Here is a 25,341-nt window from a genome sequence, read left to right as displayed (position 1 = left end):
CGTCATTCCCGCCTGCGCGGGAATGACGAATTGAAGGAGCCTGTTCGGAGAGCCTTCGGCCGCTCATTCCGGCAGAAGCGGCAACTGCTCTTCGCTTCTGCATTTTTCCCCATGCCGCCGCAGCGCCCACGCCACGTGCTCGCGCACCAGCGCCGACGCATCCTCGCGGCGCGACGCCAGCGCCTCCAGCACCTCCGGCGTGCCGGGCGCATTGCCCAGCGCCACGGCGATGTTGCGCAGCCAGCGCTCGTGGCCGCTGCGGCGGATCGCCGAGCCTTCGGTGCGGGCCAGGAACTCGTCTTCCGTCCATGCGAACAGTTCGGCCAGCGTCGCCTTGTCCAGGTTGTTGCGCGCGCGGAAATCCGGCTCGTCGCTGCGCCGGGCGAACTTGTTCCAGGGACAGACCAACTGGCAGTCGTCGCAGCCGAAGATGCGGTTGCCGATGCCTTCGCGCAGGTCCTCGGGAATCGCGCCCTCGTGCTCGATGGTCAGGTAGGAGATGCAGCGCCGCGCGTCGAGCCGGTACGGCGCGACGATGGCCCGGGTCGGGCAGACGTCGATGCAGCGCGTGCAGGTGCCGCAATGCGCGCTGGCCGGCGCGTCGATCGGCAGCGGCAGGTCGATGTAGATCTCGCCGAGGAAGAACCAGGAGCCGCCGTCCCTGTCGATGAGGCAGGTGTGCTTGCCGATCCAGCCCAGCCCGGCGTTGCGCGCCAGCGCGCGTTCCAGCACCGGCGCCGAATCGACGAACACGCGGTGGCCGAACGGCCCGACCTCGGCGGCGATGCGGTCGGCCAGCTTCTGCAGGCGGTTGCGCATCAGCTTGTGGTAGTCGCGGCCGCGCGCGTAGCGGGCGACGTAGGCGCGCTCGCCGTCGGCCAGCGCCTCCCAGTCCGGCTGGCCGTCGCCGTCGGCGTAGTCCAGGACCACGGAGATCACCCGCAGCGTGCCGGGCACCAGTTCCTGCGGGCGCGCGCGCTTGTCGCCGTGCCGCGCCATCCATTCCATCGAGCCGTACAGGCCCTTGGCGAGCCAGTCGCGCAGGTGCGCCTCGTCCTCGTCCAGCTCGATGCCGGAGATGCCGCAGCGCCGGAACCCCATTTCGCCCGCCAGCGCGCGGATGCGCGCGGCCAGGGTGACGGGATCGGCGATGCGGAGGGCGGGCACGGACATGCGGCAAGTATAGAATCGCGCGCATGTCCGCCACCTTTCCGCTGTACGCCACGCCGGCCGCGCGCCGGCTCGATGCCCAGGCCGCCGCGCTGCTCGGCGGCGACGCCTACGCGCTGATGGCCCGCGCCGGCCAGGCCGCCTGGGCGCACCTGCGGCGGCACTGGCCGGCGGCGCGATCGCTGCTCGTCGTCTGCGGCCCGGGCAACAACGGCGGCGACGGCTACGTGCTGGCGCGGCTGGCGCAGCGGGCCGGGCTGCGCGTCGGCGTGGCGCACCTGGCCGCGCACGTGCCGCGCACCGATCTGGCCCAGCGCGCCTGCACCGAGTACGTCGGCGCCGGCGGCCACGTGGAGATCTTCGACGACGCGCTGCCCGCGGCCGACCTGGTCGTCGATGCGCTGTTCGGCATCGGCCTGTCGCGCGCGCCCGACGCCGACAGCCACCGGTTGATCGACGCCATCAACGCGCAGCGCGTGCCGGTGCTGTCGCTGGACGTGCCTTCCGGCGTCGACGCGGACACCGGCGCGGTGCCGTCGGTGGCGGTCATCGCCACGCAAACGTTGCAGTTCATCGCCGCGCACGCCGGGCTGCATACCGGCGATGCGCTCGAATACGCCGGCGAACTGCTGCTGGACGATCTGGACGTGCCGGCGGAAGCCTTCGACGGCGTCGCCGCCTCGGCCGAACGCATCACCGCCGCCGCGCTGGCGCAGTGGCTGCTGCCGCGCCGGCGCAACACCCACAAGGGCGAGTCCGGGCATGTGCTGTGCATCGGAGGCGACCACGGCGGCGGTGGCGCGGCGATGCTGTGCGCCGAAGCCGCGCTGCGCGCGGGCGCTGGCCTGGCCAGCGTGGCGACCCGGCGCGAGCACGTCGCCGCGCTGCTCGCGCGACGTCCGGAGGCGATGGCGCACGCGGTCGAATCCGACGCCGACCTGCATCCGCTGCTCGCGCGCGCCGGCGCGATCGCGCTCGGCCCGGGACTGGGGCAGGGCGAATGGGGCGGCGCACTGCACCGGATCGCATTGCAATCCGGCAAGCCGCTGGTCGTCGATGCCGATGCGCTGAACCTGCTGGCGCGCGCGCCGCGGAGGCTGGAGGACGCGATCCTGACCCCGCACCCGGGCGAGGCCGCGCGCCTGCTCGACGCCACCAGCGCGCAGGTGCAGGGCGATCGCTTCGCCGCCGCGCAGGCGCTGGCCGAGCGCTACGGTTCGGTCGTGGTGCTGAAGGGCGCCGGCACGATCGTCGCCGCGCCCGCGCACGTGCCGCGCGTGATCGACGCCGGCAATCCCGGCATGGCGGTCGGCGGCATGGGCGATGCGCTGACCGGCATCGTCGCCGCGCTGCGCGCGCAGGGCCTGCCGGCGTTCGACGCGGCCAGCGCCGGCGCGCTGCTGCACGCGCTGGCCGGCGACGCCGCCGCGCGCGACGGCGAGCGTGGCCTGCTGCCTTCGGACCTGGTCGCGCAGTTGCGGCGGCTGGGCAATCCGTAGAATCCGGCGACATTGCCCGCACTAGCCTTCCCCATGCCAATCAGCAGCTGTTATCTCTTCAAGAACTCGCTGGAGTTCCTGCCGGTGAGCGAGATCAACCGCGTACCGGCAAAGGTCCGTGGTATCTATGTTCTCTACCACGCCAGGAAGAATTCCAAGGCAATGGATGTCGTGTACGTCGGCATGGCCCGTGGCGAGAAATCCGGCGCCAAAGGCCGTTTGACGGTGCATAGACGCAGCAAGCCCGACCTTTGGACGCATTTCTCCGTGTACGAGGTCTGGGACAACATCACCAAGTCCCAGGTCGAGGAATTGGAGGGCTTGTTCCGCCAAATCTATCGCCATGATTCGAATGCAAACAAGCTCAATGTACAGCGCACCTACAAGCCGCTACGCGCCATCCGCCGCAAGTCCGTGGATGATTGGGCATAGCGCGGTGTGCACCCACAGATCATCCAGGGCGACGCGGCCTGGCAACGCGGTTTGATTGAAGCGATGGAACTCTTCCTCCCCGACAGCGACGCCACCGACGCGCTCGGCCACGCGCTCGCCGCCACGCGCCCGCCGCAGGCCGTGGTCCACCTGCGCGGCGACCTGGGCGCGGGCAAGTCCACGCTGGCGCGTGCGCTGCTGCGCGCGCTGGGCGTGCAGGGCGCCATCCGCAGCCCGACCTACACGCTGGTCGAGCGCTACCCGCTGGCGGATGGCGAGGCGTGGCACTTGGACCTGTACCGCATCGGCGATGCCGGCGAGCTGGATTTCCTCGGCCTGGACGAGGCCGAGGCGACGCTGTGGCTGGTCGAATGGCCCGAGCGCGGGCAGGGCGCGCTGCCGCCGGCCGACCTGGCGATCGAGATGGCGGTGGAAGGACAAGGCAGGCGGGCGCGCCTGCTTCCGGCCTCGGCGGCGGGGCATGCCTGGGGCGGGCGGCTGGCCGCCAATGCCGACTTGCAGCGATCACTTCTCCGACACACGCAGGAAGATCCGGCAGGTCACGGATAATTAAGGAAAAAATATTTGCATTCAGCCGGCGATGGTGCTTGAATCCGCCCCATGCGTCCCGGCAAGCCCCGCTCGATCCCTGAAAGCCTTCGCTGGCTGGGCGGTCTGCTGTCCCTGTTCCTGGCCGTGCCGGTGCTGGCCGGCGAGGTCGATGCCATCGATCTGGCCAGCACCGCCACCGGCACCCGCGCGGAAATCCGCCTGCAGGGCGCGGGCGAGTTCAAGACGCTGTCGCTGAAGGGACCGGACCGGCTGGTCGTCGATCTGCCCGCGTCCAGCGCCCGCCGCGGCCTCCGGCTGCCGGCCGGGGCCGGCATCGTCAGCGCCGTGCGCACCGGCCAGCCCACGCCCGGCACCTTGCGGGTAGTGTTCGACCTGTCCGCCGATACCGTGCCGCTGAAACCGCGCGTGGAGACCGTCGGCAATACCTCCAGGCTGGTAATCGAATGGCCGGGCGATGGCCCGGGCGAAGCCGTGGCGGCGCAGCCGGCGTCGTCGTCGTCCACCTCGCCAATCGATTCCGCGATCCACCCGCCTGCCGGCCCGACCGCCGCGCAGGCCACCGCCGCGCTCGCCACGCAGGTCAGCCGCGCCGCCACGATCGCGCCGGCCACGCCGGTGCCGGCGCCGCCGTCCTCGGGCCTGTCGCCGCAGGCGATCCTCGAAGGCCATCCGACCGACATGGCGGTCGCCAGCCCGGCCGCCTCCGGCCCCGCGATCGCGGCGGGGCAGGCCGTCCCGCCGTCTTCCGACAAGCCGGAAGCGGTGGCCACGGCGCCCGCGCGCGAAGCCGATGCGCTGCCGCCGCCGGCGCGGCCTGCGCTGGCGATGCAGCCGGGCATGCGCCCGCTGGTGATCGCCATCGATCCCGGCCACGGCGGCCAGGATCCCGGCGCGGTCGGCCCGGGCGGCACCTACGAGAAGAACGTGGTGCTGGCGATCGCCCGCGAGTTGGCGCGACAGATCAACGCCACCCCGGGCATGCGTGCCTACCTGACCCGCGACAGCGACGTGTTCATCCCGCTGCCGGTGCGCGCGCAGAAGGCGCGCGCGGCCAAGGCCGACATGTTCGTGTCGATCCACGCCGACGCGGCCGAGAACCGCAACGCGCGCGGATCCTCGGTCTACGTGCTGTCGCTGAAGGGCGCCTCCTCGCAGCGCGCGCGCTGGCTGGCCGACAAGGAAAACGCCTCCGACCTGATCGGCGGGGTGGCCCTGCAGAAGGTCGACAACACCCTGTCGTCGGTGCTGCTGGACCTGGCCCAGAGCGGCCACATGAAGGCGTCCGAGGACGCCGCCTCGCACGTGCTCGACGGCCTCAAGCGCATCGGCAACAACCACAAGCCGCACATCGAGCGCGCCAACTTCGCGGTGCTGCGCACTTCCGACATGCCCTCGATGCTGGTCGAGACCGCCTTCATCTCCAACGTCGACGAGGAGCGCCGGCTGAAGGACCCGGCCTACCAGCGCAAGGTCGCCGCGGCGGTGCTCGACGGCGTCAACACCTACTTCACCCGCCAGCCGCCGCCGGGCACGCTGTTCGCCGCCATCGCCCAGCAGCAACAGCAGGCGCGCGAGAACGCAGGCGCCGGCGCGGGCGCGCCCTGACGCTTCCGCCGCGCTCGGCTATCATCGCCGGATGAATCCCGAAGGCGGCGCGCGCGCCGTGCGAATGTGCCGATCCGTCCGCTGCCCGACACGCTGATCAACCAGATCGCCGCGGGCGAGGTGGTCGAGCGCCCGGCCTCGGTGGTCAAGGAACTGGTCGAGAACGCGCTGGACGCCGGCGCGCGCCGCATCGACATCGACTTGGAGGAGGGCGGCATCCGCCTGATCCGGATCCGCGACGACGGCGGCGGCATCGCCGCCGAGGAACTGCCGCTGGCGGTCTCGCGCCACGCCACCAGCAAGATCGCCACGCTCGACGATCTGGAGATGGTCGCCACGCTGGGCTTCCGCGGCGAAGCGCTGCCCTCGATCGCCTCGGTCAGCCGCTTCGCGCTGACCTCGCGCCGCGACGGCGACGGGCACGGCGCGCGGCTGGCCATCGATGGCGGTAGGGCCGGGCAGGTGATGCCGCATCCGCATCCGGTCGGCACCACGGTCGAGGTGCGCGAGCTGTTCCACAACGTGCCGGCGCGGCGCAAGTTCCTGCGCGCCGAGCGCACCGAACTGGGCCACGTCGAGGAATGGCTGCGCTCGCTGGCGCTGGCGCGGCCCGACATCGAACTGCGCATCACCCACAACGGCAAGCCCGCGCGCCGGTACAGGGCCGATGCCGCGCAGCCGCAGGCGCGCCTGCTTGAGGCGCTGGGCGAAGCCTTCGCCAGCCGCGCGCTGCGACTGGATCACGCAGGCGCCGGCCTGCGCCTGCACGGCTGGATCGCGCATCCGGAATACTCGCGCGGCAGCGCCGACCAGCAGTACCTGTACGTCAACGGCCGCGCGGTGCGCGATCGCAACGTCGCCCACGCGGTGCGCGCCGCCTATCTGGAGTTGATGCCGCACGGCCGCCAAGCGGCGCACGTGCTGTTCCTGGAGCTGGATCCGGCGCGGGTGGACGTCAACGTGCATCCGGCCAAGCACGAGGTGCGCTTCCGCGACGCGCGGCTGATCCACGACTTCGTCCAGCGCACGATCCACGAGGCGCTGGCCGAGGTGCGCGCGTCTTGGACGCCGGCGCCCGCGCTCGCGCCGTCTGCGCCGGGCATGCCCGATGCGCCGCACCTGCCGGGCCAGCCGTGGAGCCCGCAGCAGCGCTACGCGCAGGGCCTCTCGGTCGCCGAGGGCATGGCCGCGTATGCCGCGCTGTACGGTGATGCCGGCGTGCGCACGACGGCCGCGACGGCATCGGCCGGGGCGCAGGAGCAACCGTTCGGCCTCGCGCTGGCGCAACTGCACGGCCGTTATCTATTGACCCAGACCGGGCAGGGCCTGGGCCTGCTGGACCTGCAGGCCGCGCAGGAACGGCTCGCCCACGCGCGCCTGCGCGCGGCGCGTGCGGGCATCGGCCTGCATGCGCAGCCGCTGCTGGTGCCGCTGTCGCTGTCGCTGTCCGTGCGCCAGCGCGAAATCGCCGCGCGAAGGTGCGAAGCGCTGGCCGGGCTGGGCTTCGAACTGTCGCTGCCGGATGACGGCATGGCGGAACTGCGCAGCGCCCCGGCGCTGCTCGCCGATTGCGACCATGCCGCGCTGCTGCCGGAACTGCTGGAGGCATTGGCCGACGCGGAGGCCGGTGAAGCGCGCGAGGAAGAACGCGTCCTGGCGACGATGGCGATCCATGCCGGCCGCCGCCCGCCGCGCCTGCTGACCCTGCCGGAGATGAACGCGTTGCTGCGCGAGATGGAAAGCCCGCACAATGCGGCGGGGTTTCCCGGCGCGCGAACGCTGTGGAGGCAGGTGCCGCTGTCGGAAATCGGGCGCGGTTTCGAACAGGGGGAGTGAATGGGTATTCGCGTCGGTCTGGGGATGGTGGTCCTGCTCGCCGCAGCGCTGTCGGCCTGCGGGGACGAGGCGGCGGTCGCGCAGGCGCCGGTGGCTTCCGATCCGGTCTTCGAAGCCGAGAACCGCGCCTGGCGCTCGCAGCGCAACGACGAGCTGGTCGCCGCGCACGGCTGGGCCAGCCTGGTCGGGCTGCATCCGATCGAACTGAAGGCGCATTACGTCGGCAGCGGCCCCGGCAGCGGTATCCGGCTGGCGGCCGGGCCGGCGCGGCTGGGCATGGTGTCGCTGCAGGACAAGCGCCTGTACCTGACGCCGGAGAGCGAGGCGGCGCTGTCCTGGCAGGACAAGCCGGTGACCGGGCGCGTCGAGTTGCACAGCGACAGGACGCCGGAGCCGACCCTGATCGGCTTCGACGAGGGCAAGGGCCAGTTGAGCGCGATCGAGCGCGGCGGCCGCTTCTTCCTGCGCGTGCGCCATGCCGATGCGCCGACGCGCCTGGACTTCGCCGGGCTGACCTATTGGGACGCGGACCCGTCCTGGCGCATCCGCGGCCGCTTCATCGCCCATCCGGCGGGGCAGACGCTGCCCATCGTCGATCTGCTCGGCTTCACCACGGCCACGCCCAATCCGGGCGCGGTCGAGTTCGAGCGCGACGGCAAGCCCTACCGGCTCGAAATACTCGCGCGCGCCGACGGCGGCTGGTTCATCCCGCTGGTGGACCTGACCAGCGGGCAGGGCAGCTATCCGGCCGGCCGCTATCTCGACGTCGAGCCGCCGCAGGACGGCATGCTGTGGCTGGACTTCAACCGCGCCCACAACCCGCCCAGCGCGTTCACCATGTACGCCACCTGCCCGCTGCCGCCGGCGCAGAACCGCCTGGACCTGGCCATCCCGGCCGGCGAGCAGGCCTACCGCAAACCCGCCACCCAACGCTGAAGGATCCGCATGCTCAGGAAACTCCGCCACACCGCGCTCGCCGCCCTCGTCGCGCTCTCCGCCGCCCCTTCCATCGCGCTGGCCGATGCGCCCGCCAGCGCCGGCGCGCTGCCCGTGCCGCTGCTGTGGAAGGTGTCCGATGCCGACAACGCCGTCTACCTGCTGGGATCGTTCCACCTGCTCAAGGAAAGCGACTATCCGCTGGCGCCGGAAGTGGACGCCGCGTTCGAGGACTCGGCCGCGCTGGTGTTCGAGGTCGAGCCTTCCGAACTGACCTCGCTGGCCACCGCGCAGAAGTTCGCGCAGGCCGCCACCTACGAGGACGGCAAGTCGCTGAGCAGCGTGCTGCCGGAAGACGTGAAGAACCGCCTGGGGCAGCTCCTGTCGGCCAGCGGCGCCTCGCTCGCGCAGGTCGAGGCGAGCGAGCCGTGGGCGATCACGCTGGGCATGGTGATGGGCATCGCGCAGAGCGCCGGCTTCCGGCCCGAGCAGGGCCTGGACCAGCATTTCATCCGCCGCGCCAGCGAGGCCGGCAAGCCGGTGGCCGGCTTGGAGACGGTCGACGTGCAGGTCGCCGCGATGGACAAGGCGCCGTACAGCGAACAGGTCTACAGCCTCAACGAGCTGATCAGCGATCCCGCCAGGACGGTCCGGCAACTGCACGAACTGCACGAGGCCTGGCGCAAGGGCGACACCGAAAAGCTCGACGGCAAGATGCGCCAGGAGATGATCGCGCACACGCCGGTCAGCTACCGCATGCTCAACGTGGATCGCAACAACGCCTGGATGCCCGCGATCGAGAAGCGGCTGACCGCGCCGGGCACCGACAATACCCTGATCGTGGTCGGCGCGCTGCACCTGATGGGCGAGGACGGCGTGGTCGAGAAGCTGCGCGCCAAGGGCTACCAGGTCGAGCGGCTGTGCTCGGCCTGCGCCGCCGGGCAGAACTGAAAGGCGATCCCCGCTCGGAACCCCTCTCCCGCCTGCGGGAGAGTGATTGGGGTGAGGGCGGCGAAGCCGGGCGTCAGTCCGTGACTTCTGCTTCGCCCGCCACCATCGCCATCACGATGCAATCGACCGGGCAGGCCGGCACGCACAGCTCGCAGCCGGTGCACAGCGGTTCGATCACCACGTGCATGTACTTGGCGCCGCCGATGATGGCGTCCACCGGGCAGGCCTGGATGCACTTGGTGCAGCCGATGCAGTCGGCCTCGACGATCAGCGCGACCTCGCCCGGCTTGTGCATGCCGCGGGCGCGGTCGTAGGGAAGCGGCGGCAGATCCAGCAGGCGCGCCAGCGCGCGCGCGCCGGCGTCGCCGCCGGGGGGGCAGCGGTCGATGCCGGCCTCGCCGCGCGCCATCGCCTCGGCGTAGGGGCGGCAACCGTCGAAGCCGCACTGGCCGCACTGCGTCTGCGGTAGCAGGCGGTCCAGGCGTTCGATCAGATCGTCGGCGGTAATGTCGGGCATGCGTGGCGTCGGCTGCGCGTTGCGGAGAGCGCCGGTCAGGCGATACGCCGGCCGCGGTACCAGCGCTCGTGCGCCAGCGCCAGCATCGGCCGGTCCTCGCGGCTGTCGCCGTAGGCGTAGACGCGCGGGAAGCTGGCGACATCGTAGCGCGCGCGGATCAGCGCCACCTTGCGCGGGCCGCAGTCGCCGTCGAGGTAGCGGCCGGTCAGGCGTCCGCCCTCGGTTTCCAGGCGGTTGCAGATCAGCGCCAGTCCGTGCCGCTCGCACCAGGGGCGCAGGTAGGTGTCCAGCGATCCGGAGACCAGCACGACGGCGTCGCCCTGCGAGCGGTGCCAGTCGATGCGCGCCATCATCTCCCCGCGCAGCAGGCCCGGCAGCACGTCGCTGGCGTAGCGCTCGCCCTGCGCGTGGATTTCATCGGCGCAGCGGCCGCTGAAGGCAAGGCGGGTCACCCGCCTGCGGATGCCCGCCGCCGACACCACGCCCATCCGGTAGCCGGCCAGCCACGGCCCCACCGTCCAGCGCGCCCGCGCAAGCTGCTCGGCGGTGGCGATGCCGCGGATGAAGCGCGAGTAGGTGTCGCAGGTGGTGACCGTGTGGTCGAAGTCGAACAGGGCGAGGTTCATTGATGGGAATGGGGAGTCGGGAATGGGGAATGGGAAGGATGTGTCCAGGGTGTTTGCGATTCCCGATTCTCCATTCCCTATTCCCGGCTTCACCGCACCGGCATGCCCGGCTGCGCGCCCGCATCAGCGTCCAGCAGCGCCAGCGCGCCGCCGTCGAAGCCGGCCGACAGGATCATTCCCTCGCTGAGGCCGAAGCGCATCTTGCGCGGCGCGAGGTTGGCGATGAACACCACGTTGCGGCCGACCAGCTTCTCCGGCTCGCCATAGCTGGCGCGGATGCCCGAGAAGATCTGCCGCTGGCCGAGTTCGCCGGCGTCCAGCAGGAAGCGCAGCAGCTTGTCCGAGCCCTCGACGAAGCCGCACTCCAGCACCTTGCCGATGCGCAGGTCGAGCCTGGCGAAGTCGTCGATGCCGATGACACCGGATTCCTTTTCCTTTGTGGGAGCGACGTCAGTCGCGACGGATTTCCCGGCCGGTTGCGGCGTCGCGACTGACGTCGCTCCCACGGTCGGAGATGCTGCGGGAGCGAGGGTATCCTTCGAGGCTTCGGTCATGGCGTCGATCAGTTTCGGGTCGATACGGGTGAACAGCGGTACGTAGGGCTGGATGCGGTGCGCGGTCAGCGGGGCGGCGATGTCTTCCCAACGGCTTACCGGTGCGGCGAGGAAGCCTTCGGCCTGCGCGCCGGTGCGCGGCAGCACCGGCTTGAGCGCGGCGGCGAGGATGCGGAACAGGTTCAGGCCCTGCGTGCAGACGGCCTGCAGGCGCGCCTCGGCGCCTTCCTGCTTGGCCAGCACCCACGGCTTGTGCTCGTCGATGTAGCGGTTGGCCTCGTCGGCCAGCGCCATCGTCTGCCGGATCGCCGCGGCGGGATCGTTGCGCTCGTAGGCCTCGCGGATCGGCGCCAGCGCGTCGACGAAGCGCCGGTACTGCGCGGCATCGTCCAGCGTCGCGGCCAGCTGGCCGCCGAAGCGCTTGTCGATGAAGCCGGCGCAGCGGCTGGCCAGGTTGACGAACTTGCCGACCAGGTCCGCGTTGACCCGTGCGGTGAAGTCGCCCAGGTTCAGGTCCAGATCGTCGACGCCACCCGAGGACTTGGCGGCGTAGTAGTAGCGCAGCGCCTCTGGCTCGAGGCCCACGTCGAGATAGGTGCGCGCCATCACGAAGGTGCCGCGCGACTTGGACATCTTGGCGCCGTCGACGGTGAGGTAGCCGTTGACGTGCAGCCGGGTCGGCGCGCGGTGGCCGGTGCCGTGCAGCACCGCCGGCCAGAACAGGCCGTGGAAGTTGACGATGTCCTTGCCGATGAAGTGGTGCAACTCGGTGGACGTGCCGGCGCGCAGGTGCGCCTCGAAGTCCTCGCCGTTCTTCGCGCACAGCGCCTTGAAGCTGCTCAGGTAGCCGATCGGCGCGTCCAGCCAGACGTAGAAGTACTTGCCCGGCTGGCCCGGGATCTGGAAGCCGAAGTAGGGCGCGTCGCGGGAGATGTCCCAGGCGCGCAGGCCGCCCTCGGCGTCCAGCCACTCCATCAGCTTGGCCTTCACGCCCGGCAGCGCGACGTCGCCGGCCAGCCACTCGCGCAGGAAGCCCTCGAAGCGCCCGACCTCGAAGAAGAAATGCTCGGAGTCGCGGATTTCCGGCGTCGCGCCGGAGATCACCGACTTGGGTTCCTTCAGGTCGGTCGGCGAATAGGTCGCGCCGCAGACCTCGCAGTTGTCGCCGTATTGGTCGGCCGCGGAACAGTTGGGGCAGATGCCCTTGATGTAGCGGTCGGGCAGGAACATGCCCTTGGCCGGGTCGTAGAACTGCGCCACCGAGCGCCGGCCGATGTGGCCGCCGGCCTCCAGCCGCGCGTAGAAGCGTTCGGTCAGTTCGCGGTTGCCGTCGGAATTGGTCGAATCGTAGTGATCGAAGGCCACGCCGAAGGCGGCGAAATCGCGCTCATGGCTGGCCTGGACATCGGCGATGAACGCCTCCGGCGTCACTCCGGCCTTCTCGGCCGCCAGCATGATCGGCGTGCCGTGGGTGTCGTCGGCGCAGACGAACCAGGCGGTGTCGCCGCGCATGCGCCGCGCCCGCACCCAGATGTCGGCCTGGATGTAGCCCACCAGATGACCCAGGTGCAGCGGGCCGTTGGCGTAGGGCAGGGCGGTGGTGACGAGGGCGGTGCGGCTCATGGCGGGCTTCGTGCGGGGGATGGCCGATTATCGCATGGCCCTCCACGCGACCAGAGGCGGTAGGCAGGGGCGGGAAGCCGGAAACGCATCGGCCCGGCAAGGGCCGGGCCGATGGGATGATGCCGACGCGGCTGGCCGCGCTACTGGCGCAGCCAGGTCTGCGACTTGCAGATGAAGGCGATGCAGCCGGACACCTCCAGCTTGGCGCCACCCTCGATCAGTTCCATCTTCGACTTGTACACCTTGCCCTCGTCGGGCTTGAGGATGGTGCCGCCGGCGTACTTGCCGCCGCCATCGGCCTTCATGCCGCGGATGATTTCCATGCCCTTGATGGGCTTGTTCCTGCGATCGTCCTTGCACTTGTCGCAGGCCGGATTGGGACCGCGGTCGGAGTGCAGGATCTCGACGATGCGGCCGCTGTACACGCCCTCGGCATTGCGGGTGATCTCGACGATCGACTTGGCCTTGCCGGTGTCGCTGTCGATGGTCTTCCAGCGGCCCACCGCGTCGGCGGCGGCGGCCGACAGCGACAGGGCCATCAAGGGAGCAGCCATGCAGGCGGCCAACAGGATCTTGCGCATGTTCCCCTCCCAGGGATTCGGTTCGGACCGCCGGCGGGTGCCGGCGGGATGGCGTCTGTTATACCGCATCCGGTGGCGTATGGAACAGGCATGCCGATCATCTTGACTACCTGCCCGTCGCGGACGCTCAATCGGTCTGGTCTTCGTTCTGCGGCGGAGGGGTAGAGGGAGCATCACCGACCTGTTCTACCTCGCCAACGCTGACTCGGCCGATGCGCAGGCTGGTCCATATCGAATCCTGCCACTGCCGATAGAGCCGCGGCTCCCAATACTTCGGATCGTAGTACTGGGAACTATCGATGGTTCCTACGCCCGGCACCACGATCTGGACAGGGTTGGCCATGGAGCCGACTCGACTTCCCGTCATCTGCCTGCGTTCACGCCGCAGCGCGGCCTGTAGCCTGGGTTCGGCGGCTTCGTCGGCATATTCTGCCCGGAGACTGGGGGCATCCTTTTGCACGCGCGCGCGCTCATCTTCATCCAGATGCTGCCAGTACATCCGGCGTTTCTCGACAAAGCTCAAGTAGCCGCGCTCCGCGGCAAGTTCCATCCATATGTAGGCCAACGCACGGTCTTTCACGGTTCCCAGTCCGATCCAATACATTTCTCCAACGATGGCTTGCGACGGCTTGTCCGAATACCAGCCGGCGCGCCTGAACTCATCGAATGCCTTTGCGAAATTGCGGTCGCCGTATTCTTCCAACCCGCGGGTACGGTGGCGAAGATCGGGATGGCTGTCCAGGAAACCTGCCGCAATCAGCATCGGATCGATGGTCGGATTCAGGTTGCGCTTGGGGGGAGTATTCTCCCCTGCGATTGCGGCTGGGCACGCCAGCAGGTAAAGGAGCAGTAGGCTGATTCTCATTGGATTCCTGGATAAGGGCCTTGCATGGAAGTTGGGAGGGATTCCTGTGACAAGCCATTGTCTTTTCATGGACATGCCATGCAGGCGGCATGGTGCTGACCCTTTGAATCCTGCCTGTGTGAGGATAATCGAAACCGAAATCGCGATCATATAAACAGAAACGGCGCTTGCGCGCCGTTTCCGTTTGCTTCCTGACTTCCGCCATGCCTCAGAACTTGTAGTTCCAGCGAGCGAACAGCGAACGGCCGTACAAATCGTACTGGGTTGCGAAAGCAGGCACGTTGCCGTAGCGCGTGGCGGTACCGGTGGACATGGTGGCAGGCGCGGTATCGAACAGGTTGCGAATGCCGAGCAGGATCGACCACTTCGGCTGCTCGTAACGAACCGAAATGTTGTGATACAGCTTGCTCTCGGCAACGATGTCGCGGATGGCGGCCACGCCCTGGTAGGTAACATTCTCGGTGATGTCGGTATTTTCGGTCTTGCCGACGTACTCCGTACCCCAGGTATAGGTCCAGTCGTTGCGCTTGAGCGACACGCGGGTATTGCCCACCAGCTCCGGGCGACCAACGTAACCCTTGTTGTCGGAACGGGTCAGGCCGCCGGACAGCGGATCGTCGAACAGCAGTTCCACGTCTTCGACGATGTAGGTCGCCTGCAGTTCCGCTTCGAGCTTGCCGAACGAATAGTCCCCATCGTAACGGGCGAGCAGGTCATAACCACGGACCTGCTGCTTGTTGATGTTGACGTAGGTCTGGTAGACCTCTTCAATCTTGTTCGGAGCGGTGGGGTGGTTGGCCGGATTGCGCACGAACAGGTTGCAGAAATTGTTCGGGTAGACCGGAGAACCGTAGCAGCCACCCAGAATCGTGCCGGCGGTCAGTCGGCTGATCTGGTCATTGACTTCGAAGTTGAAGTAATCGACCGCCACGCTGAACGGAGCGAACGAGGGCGTCCAGATGATGCCCGTGGTGAACGCATTGGACGTTTCCGGCTTCAGGCCCTGGCCCGCGCCGCCGGTGAACACCTGCGCCGAAGAGCCCGACCCGCCCGTGGCCGCATAATCCTCCGGAATACCGGCAGCGTTGCAGTTGGCACGGATGAAGTCGTTGGTGCTTTCGCCCCAGCGGATGCAGGGATCGATTGCGGTCTGCGAGTTGAATCCGGACAGGTTGCCCAGGAACAACTCGTACAGTCCCGGCGCACGGTACGACGTACCCTTGGTTCCGCGCAGGCGGAGCGAGGGAATGATCTGCCAGCTCAGGCCGGCCTTCCAGACATAGTCGGAGTCGCTGACCGAGTCGTAATCGAATGCGCGGGCCGAGAGGTTCAGGTTCAGCGCTTCGATGCCCGGGATACCCTTGAGGAGCGGCACCTCGATTTCAGTGAAGACTTCCTTCACCTTGTCGGTTCCCTTGGTGACAACGGCAGTCGACTGTCCCCAGAGATCGCCGGTGCGTTCAGCCGCGCTGGGCTGGTCATCGATGCTGAACTTGCGGTACTCGGCACCGATGGCCGCACCCACTGCACCTGCAGGCATATTGAACAGTTCGCCCGTCACCACGCCGTTGAGCACGAACTGATCGTACACCGTGTTGCCCTTGTGCCAGTGGCCGATTGCAGCGACCAGATCATCGATGCACTCACCGCTCAGCGCGCAGGGCTGGAAGTAGTCGAACGTAGGGGCGCGACCGCCAGTCCAGGCACGCAGGGCCGGATCTGCATCGCCGGACTTCGACTTGAGGATGGACAGGACGTTGTAGTCGCCATCCGACTTCGAATACGAGGCATCAATGGACCATGCCCAGGTATCGGTCGAGCTGAACAGGCCATCCAGGCCGGTATTGATGTAGGTGTATTGGATCTCGACTTCCTGGTCCGAATAGAACGGCAGGATGGGGGTCGCGATGCCGCCGGGCACCGGAGCCCTGAAGGTCGGGTTGTCCGTGTAGCGGTACGCCGCCAGCGGCGAGGTTGCGCCGCCGATGTACGGGAAGAACTGACGCATGCGGTGCGTGTTGGTGGTGCGGTTGTTGTACAGGAACTCGGTGTCCCAGTTCACGCTGCCGAACGAGAAGCTGGCCGTGCCGAACACGTTCATGCGTTCCTGGCGGTCGATCAACTGCACGTCGTCCCACAACGGCGAGCTCAGCACCTGCATGTGGCCGGCACGCGGCGAGTTGACGTAGTTGGTGTTGACGTTGGGTTCGAAGCCGGGGAGCAGCCCGATGGTCCGACCGGTCGGCGACGGGACGTAGCGAATGCCGGTTATCGCGTCGTCGACGGCGTTGATGATGCCGTTGTTGTTGCAGCCCGCGTAGCGGGTGCCGGCCATGATGGAGCGATCCTCGCGGTCGATGCGGTTGCCGTCGGCATCCCAGATCAGGTCTTCGGCGCAGCGCAGGTAATCGCGATCACCGAAACGCAGCGGATGATGCCGGTAGAACTCGCCGGCCAGGACGATGTGGCCATTGTCGAAGTTCCAGCCGGATGCGGCGGAGATGCTGTAGGACTCGCCGTCACCATTGAAGGGCGAGCGGGCGGTGATGCTGAATTCCGGGCTGGTGATGTTCTTGCGGGTAATGATGTTTACCGCACCGGCAACCGCATCGGAACCATAAATCGACGAGGAGCCATCCTTGACGATTTCGATGCGCTGCACGATCGACTGGGGGATCACATTGAGGTCGAACGCAAGGACCTGGCCGCGGGTACCAGCAGGGCCGGGGCGGTGGCCGTTCAGCAGGACGGCGGTGCGCTGTGCGCCCAAGCCACGAAGGGACACGGTCTGGACGCCGGTGCCACCCTCGACGACGAAGCCGGCGAACTGGTGGTTGATCTGGGTGGAGCCGGCGGCCACGCTCGACTTCTGCAGGAACTCAGCCGTGTCGACCTGGCCGACCGCCACGCTGGTATCAGCCGTGATGACCTGGACCGGAGAAACCGAATCGTATTCCACTCGCCTCAGCAGGGAGCCCGTGACCGTAATCCGGTCGATTTCGGTAACCTTCTCGGCTTCCTTCTTTTCTTCCTGCTCTGATTCCGGTGCCGTCTGGGCTACCGCCACGGCGCCGTACAGGCAACCAAAAACGGCGATGGCCAACGGCAGGCGCTTGAAAGAACGGTGTTTCATGTCATCCCCCATAATGGAACCCCTTGCGGGTTGTTGGTTTAAAGCCCAGACAGGTTAACGCAATGTTCACCAGGCTACAACATATTTGACACGCGGTTGCAACAGTTTTACACCTTGGATTTTCGCGACACGCAAGCAATCGAAGGGTTACAAACGCCTGGCCTGCCAGCACGTACGGCACCGTAGGCAGTCAGGCCCCGTTCCTGCGAGGAACGGGGCCTTGGTGATCCTGGTTACTACAGGCCGCTTGTGCCGCAGTCCTTGGTCAAGAATTGCTCGATCAATCCCAGTGTTTTCTGGTGATGCCGGTAATACCAGGGCAGGCTGTGGGGCATGTCCGGGATGCTTTCATACTTGGCCGAAACCTTGCCCTTGACCCCATCGTAGAAGTCACGCGCATGGAATGACGGAGTGCGCACATCGCGGTCACCCACGTACAGCAATACGGGGATGTTGGCGTTTTGTACATTCTGCATCGGATCCATTCCCTTGACCGTGCGTCCTTGCAGGATGCGCTGCAGGCGGCTCTCGCTCCAGGACCATCCAAGCTTGTTCAGATCGGTCACCGGTGCGCCCGAGATCGCGCACTTATACGGGCTGTTGGGCCTGACAACGGCGGCGGCCGCGGCAAAGCCGCCATAGGAATAGCCGAAAATTGCCAGGCGCTCGGGATCGGCGATGCCCTGCTTGATCAACCATGCAGCGCCATCGTCCTTGTCATCCTGCATTTTTTGTCCCCATTCGCCGTCACCAGCCAGCCACAGCTTCCTGCCCAGGCCGGCCGAGCCACGGTACTGCGGACGCAGCACTGCATAGCCGCGTGATGTCAGGAATGGCACCCAGCCGGAAGCGTCCCAGCCGCCATAATCACGCGCCCACGGCCCGCCATGCGGATGGATGATGGTCGGCAACGGGCCATCACCCTCTTTCCAGCCTGCCGGTAGATTCAACAACGCAGGAATGTTGAGGCCATCCCTGGCGGGATAGGTGACCCAGCGTTCTTCGCCGATCTGGTTTGCATCTATCCAGGGCCGTTGTTCGCCCAGTTCGACAACCTGCTTGCGGTCCAGCAGCAGGCGGTATGCCGGCGCCCTCTGCGGGCTGCTGGTGGTGAACAGCACGCGCGACAAATCGTTGTTGTAGCCTCCAACAGATATCGTCTGGCCGGGGTAGGCCTTCTTCAGGCCCGCTTGGATGGCCTGGAGATTGGGATCAACGTAGGTGACTTCGCGTTGCGGACCATCGATCACGAAACCGAGCACGCGATTGAAGTTGCTGGGCTGGGTGCCAAGGATGAGGCCGCCTATGGAGAAGGTGGGGTGGGCCAGCAAGGGTTCAGCATCGAACTTGCGGGCGGCCGGGTCATACATCCAGGCCTGCACCAGATCCGAGAACAGGTCGGTCAGCACATAGAACTTGCCGGTATTTTCGTCGATGCCGACGATGTCGACGGTATAGCGCTCGCTGAGCTTGCGGGTAAGGTTCTCGTGGACCTCGAATTCCTTGGTCTTGGGGTTGCGGATCAGCACGCGTTGTTCGTATTCCCCGGGGGAGATCGGCTCCAATTGGGTGCGGGTCAGGAGTTCACCGTCACGGGGATTGAACAGGCCGGGACTGGTACGGCCGCCCGACTTGAACAAAAGCTTGGTTTCATTGGTACGCAGGTTGTAGAGATAGTAGTTGCCGCTCAGGGAAAGTCCGCTGACCTGCGAAATGATGACGTTGTCGGGGTCCAATGGCAGGGTGTGGATCAGGCTGGCCGTACCTGCGATTTCGAGGCAGCGCTTGATGTCCTCGCCAATGCCGATCTTGCGGGTATTGTCCGCGAAGGCCTCGTCGAATTTCTTTTGCTTGGTGTCGGTAAGGTAGGCCTTGTTGACAAAGGTCTTGGTCGCACCGACGACGCTGCCTTCACCGCAGCCGCCCAATTGTCCAGTCCATTCCTGCCGGCCGATGACCAGGACCCGGTTGGCCTTCATCGCGTTGGCGGCGATGAATTTCATCCGATCGCCGGAGGGCGTGATGACGGAGCCGGATCCGATATTGTCCAGGTCCCAGGTGGCAAGCGCCGTATCCTGATTGTTGGAGCCTGGCATTGCCACGATGGCGACCAGGTTCTTGCCGTCCGTGCTCATCGAGATGGACTGGATGTTCGGAACTCGGGCGAAGGACTCGATCGGAATCGCTTCGCGGGCTGAAGCTGCACCCGTGGTCAGTAGCAACGATGCGGCGAGCAGGCGGAATTTCCCTATCTTCATGATTTGGCTCGTACCCTGGAGGCTTTGGAGGATGCCAATGGAGTGGCAATGTGCCCTTGCAATCCCCGGCACTGAACATTCTGTTCAGCCATTGGCTTGGCGCAGATTAGTCCAGTGCGGGGGCGTAGGAAAGTACCCCTGGTGCATCTATGCGATGATGCCGGGCACCCATGACGCGGCGGGCGACCGTCGTCAGTCCTGTCCGTCCGCCCCTTGAGCCAGTGATTGAACCTGCCATGCCTGTTCCCGTACATGCCGTCCAGGGCAGCCTCACCCCCCACCCCCGCATCCGCAACATCATCGCCGTCGGCTCGGGCAAAGGCGGCGTCGGCAAGTCCACCACGGCGGTCAACCTGGCCCTGGCGCTGGCGGCCGAAGGGGCGCGGGTCGGCGTGCTCGATGCGGACGTGTATGGTCCCAGCGTGCCGGCGATGCTGGGCCTGGGCGGGCGGCCCGACAGCCCGGACAACAAGTCAATCGAACCGCTGCGGGCGTTCGGGGTCGAGGCGATGTCGATCGGGCTGCTGGTGGATCAGGACACGCCGATGATCTGGCGCGGGCCGATGGCGACCTCGGCGCTGACGCAACTGCTCAACGACACGCTGTGGGGCGATCTGGACTACCTGTTCATCGATCTGCCGCCCGGCACCGGCGACATCCAGCTCACCCTGGCGCAGAAGATCCCGGTGGCCGGCGCGGTCATCGTGACCACGCCGCAGGACATCGCCACGCTGGACGCGCGCAAGGCGCTGAAGATGTTCGAGAAGGTCGAGGTGCCGGTACTGGGCATCGTCGAGAACATGGCGGTGCACACCTGCTCCAACTGTGGCCACGTCGAGCACCTGTTCGGCGAGGGCGGCGGGCAGAGGATGGCTGCGCAGTACGGCGTGCCGCTGCTGGGTTCGCTGCCGCTGGATATCGCCATCCGCGAGCAGGGCGACGCCGGGCAGCCGGTGGTGGTTGCGGCGCCCGATTCGGCGGTCGCGCAGGCCTACCGGCAGGCGGCGCAGGCGATGGCGGCCGAACTGGCCAAGCGCCCGCGCGCGAAAGCCTCGATCGCCTCGTCGCTGCTATAGGGTCCGGCGCCACGCGGGATGCGGCCATTGCGTGCGCTGCCTGCCCGTGCGGAGCTTCCTGCGGGGAGCTTCGCACCTGCATGACCCGCGCGGCGGACCGTACAATGCGCCGGATCGGCCCGGACGGGGCCGCACGACCGGCGGCACGCCGCCCCTGACAGGAATCACCGAATGAGCATCAAGAGCGACCGCTGGATCCGCCGCATGGCCGAGCAGCACGGCATGATCGAGCCGTACGAGCCGGGGCAGGTCAAGCACGCCAACGGCGAGCGCATCGTCAGCTACGGCACGTCCAGCTACGGCTACGACGTGCGCTGCTCGCGCGAGTTCAAGGTGTTCACCAACATCAACTCGACCATCGTCGATCCCAAGCACTTCGACAGCGGCAGCTTCGTCGACGTCGAGTCGGACGTGTGCATCATCCCGCCCAACAGCTTCGCGCTGGCGCGCACGGTGGAATACTTCCGCATCCCGCGCAGCACGCTGGTGGTCTGCCTGGGCAAGAGCACCTATGCGCGCTGCGGCATCATCGTCAACGTCACCCCGCTGGAGCCGGAGTGGGAAGGCCACGTGACGCTGGAGTTCAGCAACACCACGCCGCTGCCGGCGCGCATCTACGCCAACGAGGGCGTGGCGCAGATGCTGTTCTTCGAATCCGACGAGATCTGCGAGACCAGCTACAAGGATCGCGGCGGCAAGTACCAGGGCCAGACCGGGGTCACGCTGCCGCGGACCTGAGGCGATGCGTGTGATCCCCTTCGCGCTCGTGCTGGCATCGCTGCTGGCCACCGCCGCCGCCGCCGGCACGGCCAACGCCGCGACCTGCCAAGGCGTGGTCTGGGAGGACGCCAACGGCAACGGTTGGCGTGAGGCCGGCGAGCGCGCGCTGGCGGACGTGGCGGTTTCGGACGGCGAGCGCATCGCGCTCACCGATGCGCAGGGCCGCTATGCGCTGCCGTTGCGCGATGGGCGCACCGTCTTCCTGATCAAGCCGGCCAGCCACGGACTGCCGACGCGCGCGGACGGCCTGCCGGACTTCTGGTTCCACCTGCAATCGCGGCCGGGGCCGGCGCTGCGCTATGGCGGCATCCCGGCCGCGCCGCCGCAATGCCGCGATTTCGGCCTGCGCCCGCGCGCGGAACGCGAAGGTGCTTTCGAGGTGTTGCTGACCGCCGACAGCCAGGTCGGGACGCGGCGGCAACTGGACTACTACCGTCGCGACATCGTGCAGCCGCTGGCCGGCCGCCATCGCGCGCGGCTCGGCCTGACCCTGGGCGACATCGTCAACGACGACCTGGACCTGGCCGGCGGCATCATCGCCGCCAACGCGCAGCTGGAACTGCCGTGGCTGTACGTCCCCGGCAACCACGACATGGATCTGGACGCGGCGCGCGACGAGGATGCGCTGCTGAGCTTCCGGCGCATCTTCGGCCCGGACACGTTCGCCTGGGAGGAGCCGGGCCTGGTGTTCATCGGGCTGGACGACGTGATCCACCAGCCCGGGGAGAAGCCTGCCTACGTCGGCGGGCTGCGCGAGGAGCAGTTCGCCTTCCTGCGTGCCTACCTGCCGCGCGTGGACAAGCAGCGCCTGCTGGTGGTCGGCGTGCACATCCCGTTCTTCGACGAGGGTTTCCGCGCGCGGGATCGCCAGCGGCTGTTCGCGCTGCTGGCGGACTTCCCCCACGTGCTGCTGCTGAGCGGGCACACCCACACCCAGCGGCACTGGCATCACGATGCAGGCACGGGTTGGCACGGCAGCACGCCGCTGCACGAGTACAACGTCGGCGCGGCCTGCGGTGCGTTCTGGTCGGGAATCGCCGATGCCGAGGGTATTCCCGATGCGACGATGGCCGACGGCACGCCCAACGGCCATGCTTACCTGAGAGTGGAGGCGCAGGGCCGCTACCGGCTGTCCTGGCACCCCGCGCGGGATCCGGACCGCCGGATGCGGCTGCATGCGCCGCGGGTGCTGCGGCGCGGCGCCTGGCCTGCCCACGGCGTGTACGCCAACGTGTTCAACGGCGACGAGCGCAGCGTCGTCGAATACCGCATCGGCGACGGCGAATGGAAGCCGATGCGCAAGGTGCTGCGCGCCGATCCCTGGCTGCTGGCCGAGAACCTCCGCGACGACGAGGCCGCGGATCTGCGCGGCTACGATCGCGCCCCGGAGGCCGTACCGTCGCAGCACCTGTGGCGTGGCACGCTGCCGACCGATCTGGCGCCTGGCCTCCACCGCATCGAGGTGCGCGCGCTGGAAGCGGGCCAAAGCACGCGCCATCACGCCAGCATCGAATACGAATTGCGCGACCCGCAGCCCTGAGCACCGGCGGACGCTCGCACGGCGAGGCGTCGGTGGAACCTTCCCCGAAACAAGAACGCCTCCCGAAGGGAGGCGTGCAGGTATCCGGCTGGCTGGCGCAAAGGCTGGCTGGCAGGGATGGCGTGGCGTGCGGGCTCGTGCTGGCGTGCTGCGCCGTGCGCATTCTAGGCAATGGGTCAGCACGGTGCGGAAGGGAAAATCATTCTCGATTGCGCGGGCCGGGACGCCAAGCCGGCGGCAGGCGCCATGATGACGCCATGCATCCCCGGTTATGCCGGCAGGAACAGGTTGCGCCCGTTGGTGCGCCTCGTCGCAGCCTGCGGCAAGGCTGCGATCATCAGTGCGTGCGTAGTGTGGCCAGAGCCTGAAGAACTGTCAGAGCGCAGTAAGCACACTGGCCATGACGTGGAGCCGGGGTCCATACATGACTGCTAGGTGTCGCTCTCGACCCCTAAAGGCGCTTGCAGGCCAGTTGTGTCCTTTCCCTCCGCATGGCGGATCTCCCACTGGCGATGCAAGAAGCCTGTGACCTCGAAGCATCCCGGTATGTCTGCATTGGACAGGGCGATTATGGTCTCGCCTGTGACCGGATAGGTGCGTATATCGGTGCAGATGCCATCCGCGGAACCGGCGTGCCCCCACCGGAAATTCCTTGCCGGATAGCCCGGGCCATATTCCGTGGCGAAGAACCCCAAGCCCATGAACTCGTGCTGGGGCCGGATGGCCTCTTGGAACAGCGAGGGTGGCAGTAGCTTTCCGGTCTTCAAGGCCTCGACGAACGTAAACATGTCCCGTGCCGTGGAAACCTGGCCGCCGGCGGGAAACCCTCTCCGTGGAAGGGTCTCGCAGTTCAACTTTCTTTCTCCTTCGATTTCAACGTAGCCGGTCGCGATGTCGGCAGCCTTTGTCGTGCAGTCCACGAAAGCCGTGTGAATCATGCCCAGCGGACGGAATATCCTGTCCTGTAGGTAGGCTTCGAACGTTTGGCCTGACAAGACCTCAACCATGCGGCCGAGAACCACATGGCCGAAATTTCCGTACTCCTGGTTTGACCCCGGTGGAAAGGCAGGGGCTCGATGAGCATGCAGTGACACCATTTCTGCCACGGAGTGGACATTCTGTCGGTTCTTCGCGTTCTCCGTGCCGAACAGGTCGATATCCCCCGCGCCGGCCGTGTGTGTCAGCAACTGGCGGATCGTTATCTGGCGCGCGAAGTCCTTGTTGGGGTAGTCCTTCAATACCTCGCCTACCGTGGTATCCAGGGATACATGGCCGGCGGCAACCTGCTGGAGGATGGCCACGGCAGTAAACATCTTTCCGGCAGACGCGAGATTGAATCGGGTGTCGATCGTGTTCTCATGATCTTCGCGCTCGTCCCGCTTCCCATATGCGCGCTCGAGAAGAATCTCCCCATCTTTGGCTACAAGCAGCACGCCCGAGAAAGTTCCACCCTGGGCCAGCCCCAAGGCAAAGCCATCAAGCTGAGCCACCGCCACCGGGCTCGCTGCTTCTTCAGCACCTTCACTAGCGTTGGCCCAGCCAGGGCTTGCAGCCAGCAAGGCGGCGCCAATCAACGCGAAACATTCCTTCTTCATCGGGTTCCTCTAATGTCCGGTGCGGCACTTGATGCTACGTGTCAACCACGCGAGGTCAATGCCGGGCGGGTGCGAGCTGATCTGGTGTGGGCGACCGTCATGGCGAGCGTTTCCGGCGAAAGGTATCCACGGAAGGAGGGCGGGATGGCGCACCCCGCGGTCCATGCGCAATGCCGGGCGGGTCCGCCTTCTGCGTTCCCGCCCGCGGCGGGTCACGCCGCTTCGTAGGCCCCGTAACCGCGCAGGCGCTCGTAGCGCTTCTGCAGCAGTTGGTCCAGCGGCAGCTTTTCCAGCGTGTCCAGTTCGTTGACCAGCACCGCCTTCAGGCGGGTGGCCATCTGCCGCGGGTTGCGGTGGGCGCCGCCGATGGGTTCGCGCACGACCTTGTCGACCAGGCCCAGCGAGTGCAGGCGCTTGGCGGTCAGGCCGAGCTGCTCGGCCGCGTCCTTGGCCTTGGCCGCGTCCTTCCACAGGATCGAGGCGCAGCCTTCGGGCGAGATCACCGAGTAGGTGCCGTATTCGAGCATCAGCGTGCGGTCGCCGACGCCGATCGCCAGCGCGCCGCCGGAGCCGCCTTCGCCGATCACCGTGCAGACGATGGGGATGCGCAGTTCGGCCATTTCCATCAGGTTGCGGGCGATGGCCTCGGACTGGCCGCGCTCCTCGGCACCGACGCCCGGGTAGGCGCCCGGGGTGTCGATGAAGGTCAGCAGCGGCAGGCCGAAGCGCTCGGCCATCTTCATCAGCCGCAGCGCCTTGCGGTAGCCCTCGGGGCGAGGCATGCCGAAGTTGCGGGCGATCTTGCTCTTGGTGTCGCGGCCCTTCTGGTGGCCGATGATCATCACCGCGCGGCCGTTGATGCGGCCCAGGCCGCCGACGATGGCCTTGTCGTCGGCATAGGCGCGGTCGCCGGCCAGTTCCTGGAACTCGTCGCAGAACACCCGAATGTAGTCCAGCGTGTACGGCCGCGCAGGATGCCGCGCCAGCTGCGAGACCTGCCAGGGGCTGAGGTCGCGGAAGATCTGCGCGGTGCGGATGCGCAGCTTGTCCTGCAGCGCGTGCACTTCGGCGTCGACGTTGACCGCCGGGCCGGTGCTGGCGCTGCGCAGTTCCTGGATCTTGGCTTCCAGATCGGCGATGGGTTGTTCGAAATCGAGGTAGTTCGGATTCATCAAGCGGGCCGTGGGCCGG

General features: G+C 67.3%; 20 protein-coding genes. 10 read left to right on the top strand and 10 right to left on the bottom strand.

The annotated features are described in order from the left end of the window. Nucleotides 1–63: 63 nt before the first annotated feature. Complete coding sequence (gene queG / locus AAG688_RS11795; protein ID WP_411832438.1) at nt 64–1,173, bottom strand: tRNA epoxyqueuosine(34) reductase QueG; 1,110 nt, start codon at nt 1,171–1,173, stop codon at nt 64–66. 23 nt (nt 1,174–1,196) lie between these two features. On the opposite strand from queG, the gene AAG688_RS11790 reads away from it, so the two are divergent. The 7 genes from AAG688_RS11790 to AAG688_RS11760 all read left to right on the top strand — a co-directional run bounded on the left by AAG688_RS11790 (nt 1,197) and on the right by AAG688_RS11760 (nt 9,002). Further along, on the top strand, nt 1,197–2,669 hold the full coding sequence (locus AAG688_RS11790; RefSeq protein ID WP_411832437.1) for an NAD(P)H-hydrate dehydratase: 1,473 nt from the start codon (nt 1,197–1,199) through the stop codon (nt 2,667–2,669). An 84-nt stretch (nt 2,670–2,753) separates the two neighbouring features. After that, entirely contained in the window at nt 2,754–3,101 is a 348-nt protein-coding gene (locus tag AAG688_RS11785) for a hypothetical protein (RefSeq protein WP_411832436.1), read from the top strand. Between the two features lie 63 nt (nt 3,102–3,164). Then, on the top strand, nt 3,165–3,671 hold the full coding sequence (gene tsaE, locus AAG688_RS11780) for a tRNA (adenosine(37)-N6)-threonylcarbamoyltransferase complex ATPase subunit type 1 TsaE (protein WP_411832435.1): 507 nt from the start codon (nt 3,165–3,167) through the stop codon (nt 3,669–3,671). Nucleotides 3,672–3,722: 51 nt separating this feature from the next. Next, nucleotides 3,723–5,279, top strand: coding sequence for an N-acetylmuramoyl-L-alanine amidase (locus tag AAG688_RS11775; RefSeq protein WP_411832434.1), 1,557 nt, complete (start codon nt 3,723–3,725; stop codon nt 5,277–5,279). A 66-nt stretch (nt 5,280–5,345) separates the two neighbouring features. After that, entirely contained in the window at nt 5,346–7,115 is a 1,770-nt protein-coding gene (gene mutL / locus AAG688_RS11770) for a DNA mismatch repair endonuclease MutL (RefSeq protein WP_411832433.1), read from the top strand. Then, nucleotides 7,116–8,051: a DUF1684 domain-containing protein gene (locus tag AAG688_RS11765; protein ID WP_411832432.1), complete on the top strand. Its 936-nt coding sequence runs from the start codon at nt 7,116–7,118 to the stop codon at nt 8,049–8,051. Between the two features lie 9 nt (nt 8,052–8,060). Further along, the gene (locus tag AAG688_RS11760) at nt 8,061–9,002 is read left to right on the top strand and encodes a TraB/GumN family protein (protein WP_411832431.1); all 942 of its coding nucleotides are present in this window, start codon (nt 8,061–8,063) and stop codon (nt 9,000–9,002) included. Between the two features lie 73 nt (nt 9,003–9,075). On the opposite strand, the gene rnfB is transcribed toward AAG688_RS11760, so the two are convergent. From rnfB to AAG688_RS11725, 7 genes are all read right to left on the bottom strand, one after another. Then, nucleotides 9,076–9,519 carry an Rnf electron transport complex subunit RnfB gene (gene rnfB, locus AAG688_RS11755; RefSeq protein ID WP_411832430.1) on the bottom strand — a complete coding sequence of 148 codons (444 nt, stop codon included), beginning with the start codon at nt 9,517–9,519 and terminating at the stop codon, nt 9,076–9,078. Nucleotides 9,520–9,554: 35 nt separating this feature from the next. Beyond that, complete coding sequence (locus AAG688_RS11750; RefSeq protein ID WP_411832429.1) at nt 9,555–10,145, bottom strand: HAD family hydrolase; 591 nt, start codon at nt 10,143–10,145, stop codon at nt 9,555–9,557. 89 nt (nt 10,146–10,234) lie between these two features. After that, entirely contained in the window at nt 10,235–12,322 is a 2,088-nt protein-coding gene (gene metG, locus AAG688_RS11745) for a methionine--tRNA ligase (RefSeq protein WP_411832428.1), read from the bottom strand. 140 nt (nt 12,323–12,462) lie between these two features. After that, nucleotides 12,463–12,903 (bottom strand): DUF2147 domain-containing protein, encoded by a 441-nt coding sequence (locus AAG688_RS11740; protein ID WP_411832426.1) that lies wholly within the window; start codon nt 12,901–12,903, stop codon nt 12,463–12,465. Nucleotides 12,904–13,030: 127 nt separating this feature from the next. Continuing rightward, entirely contained in the window at nt 13,031–13,768 is a 738-nt protein-coding gene (locus tag AAG688_RS11735; RefSeq protein WP_411832425.1) for a sel1 repeat family protein, read from the bottom strand. A 208-nt stretch (nt 13,769–13,976) separates the two neighbouring features. Next, nucleotides 13,977–16,901 carry a TonB-dependent receptor plug domain-containing protein gene (locus AAG688_RS11730; protein ID WP_411832424.1) on the bottom strand — a complete coding sequence of 975 codons (2,925 nt, stop codon included), beginning with the start codon at nt 16,899–16,901 and terminating at the stop codon, nt 13,977–13,979. Between the two features lie 236 nt (nt 16,902–17,137). Further along, nucleotides 17,138–19,159, bottom strand: coding sequence for an alpha/beta hydrolase family protein (locus AAG688_RS11725; RefSeq protein WP_411832423.1), 2,022 nt, complete (start codon nt 19,157–19,159; stop codon nt 17,138–17,140). Between the two features lie 236 nt (nt 19,160–19,395). On the opposite strand from AAG688_RS11725, the gene apbC reads away from it, so the two are divergent. The 3 genes from apbC (at nt 19,396) to AAG688_RS11710 (ending at nt 22,555) form a co-directional block, all read left to right on the top strand. After that, nucleotides 19,396–20,235, top strand: a complete 840-nt coding sequence (gene apbC / locus AAG688_RS11720) for an iron-sulfur cluster carrier protein ApbC (protein ID WP_411832422.1) — start codon at nt 19,396–19,398, stop codon at nt 20,233–20,235. A 171-nt stretch (nt 20,236–20,406) separates the two neighbouring features. Next, nucleotides 20,407–20,973 (top strand): dCTP deaminase, encoded by a 567-nt coding sequence (gene dcd, locus AAG688_RS11715; RefSeq protein WP_411832421.1) that lies wholly within the window; start codon nt 20,407–20,409, stop codon nt 20,971–20,973. Nucleotides 20,974–20,977: 4 nt separating this feature from the next. Continuing rightward, nucleotides 20,978–22,555 carry a calcineurin-like phosphoesterase C-terminal domain-containing protein gene (locus AAG688_RS11710; RefSeq protein ID WP_411832420.1) on the top strand — a complete coding sequence of 526 codons (1,578 nt, stop codon included), beginning with the start codon at nt 20,978–20,980 and terminating at the stop codon, nt 22,553–22,555. Between the two features lie 431 nt (nt 22,556–22,986). Here the strand turns inward: AAG688_RS11710 and AAG688_RS11705 are convergent, their stop codons facing one another. Together AAG688_RS11705 and AAG688_RS11700 are read right to left on the bottom strand one after the other, a co-directional pair. Further along, nucleotides 22,987–24,150 (bottom strand): serine hydrolase domain-containing protein, encoded by a 1,164-nt coding sequence (locus AAG688_RS11705; protein ID WP_411832419.1) that lies wholly within the window; start codon nt 24,148–24,150, stop codon nt 22,987–22,989. Nucleotides 24,151–24,362: 212 nt separating this feature from the next. Beyond that, entirely contained in the window at nt 24,363–25,322 is a 960-nt protein-coding gene (locus AAG688_RS11700) for an acetyl-CoA carboxylase carboxyltransferase subunit alpha (RefSeq protein ID WP_411832418.1), read from the bottom strand. Between the last annotated feature and the right edge of the window lie 19 nt (nt 25,323–25,341).

This window comes from Pseudoxanthomonas mexicana, from assembly GCF_046736355.1.
Classification (GTDB): Bacteria; Pseudomonadota; Gammaproteobacteria; order Xanthomonadales; family Xanthomonadaceae; genus Pseudoxanthomonas_A; species Pseudoxanthomonas_A mexicana_B.
This window is presented reverse-complemented; position numbering and strand designations above follow the sequence as displayed.

Bases quoted from the DNA above. Each gene is read 5' to 3' on its own strand.
- AAG688_RS11750 (WP_411832429.1), bottom strand. From the start codon at position 10,145: ATGAACCTCGCCCTGTTCGACTTCGACCACACGGTCACCACCTGCGAC.
- AAG688_RS11710 (WP_411832420.1), top strand. From the start codon at position 20,978: ATGCGTGTGATCCCCTTCGCGCTCGTGCTGGCATCGCTGCTGGCCACC.
- AAG688_RS11730 (WP_411832424.1), bottom strand. From the start codon at position 16,901: ATGAAACACCGTTCTTTCAAGCGCCTGCCGTTGGCCATCGCCGTTTTT.
- AAG688_RS11765 (WP_411832432.1), top strand. From the start codon at position 7,116: ATGGGTATTCGCGTCGGTCTGGGGATGGTGGTCCTGCTCGCCGCAGCG.
- AAG688_RS11740 (WP_411832426.1), bottom strand. From the start codon at position 12,903: ATGCGCAAGATCCTGTTGGCCGCCTGCATGGCTGCTCCCTTGATGGCC.
- AAG688_RS11735 (WP_411832425.1), bottom strand. From the start codon at position 13,768: ATGAGAATCAGCCTACTGCTCCTTTACCTGCTGGCGTGCCCAGCCGCA.
- AAG688_RS11705 (WP_411832419.1), bottom strand. From the start codon at position 24,150: ATGAAGAAGGAATGTTTCGCGTTGATTGGCGCCGCCTTGCTGGCTGCA.
- AAG688_RS11775 (WP_411832434.1), top strand. From the start codon at position 3,723: ATGCGTCCCGGCAAGCCCCGCTCGATCCCTGAAAGCCTTCGCTGGCTG.
- metG (WP_411832428.1), bottom strand. From the start codon at position 12,322: ATGAGCCGCACCGCCCTCGTCACCACCGCCCTGCCCTACGCCAACGGC.
- dcd (WP_411832421.1), top strand. From the start codon at position 20,407: ATGAGCATCAAGAGCGACCGCTGGATCCGCCGCATGGCCGAGCAGCAC.
- tsaE (WP_411832435.1), top strand. From the start codon at position 3,165: ATGGAACTCTTCCTCCCCGACAGCGACGCCACCGACGCGCTCGGCCAC.
- rnfB (WP_411832430.1), bottom strand. From the start codon at position 9,519: ATGCCCGACATTACCGCCGACGATCTGATCGAACGCCTGGACCGCCTG.
- AAG688_RS11790 (WP_411832437.1), top strand. From the start codon at position 1,197: ATGTCCGCCACCTTTCCGCTGTACGCCACGCCGGCCGCGCGCCGGCTC.
- AAG688_RS11700 (WP_411832418.1), bottom strand. From the start codon at position 25,322: ATGAATCCGAACTACCTCGATTTCGAACAACCCATCGCCGATCTGGAA.
- apbC (WP_411832422.1), top strand. From the start codon at position 19,396: ATGCCTGTTCCCGTACATGCCGTCCAGGGCAGCCTCACCCCCCACCCC.
- AAG688_RS11725 (WP_411832423.1), bottom strand. From the start codon at position 19,159: ATGAAGATAGGGAAATTCCGCCTGCTCGCCGCATCGTTGCTACTGACC.
- AAG688_RS11760 (WP_411832431.1), top strand. From the start codon at position 8,061: ATGCTCAGGAAACTCCGCCACACCGCGCTCGCCGCCCTCGTCGCGCTC.
- queG (WP_411832438.1), bottom strand. From the start codon at position 1,173: ATGTCCGTGCCCGCCCTCCGCATCGCCGATCCCGTCACCCTGGCCGCG.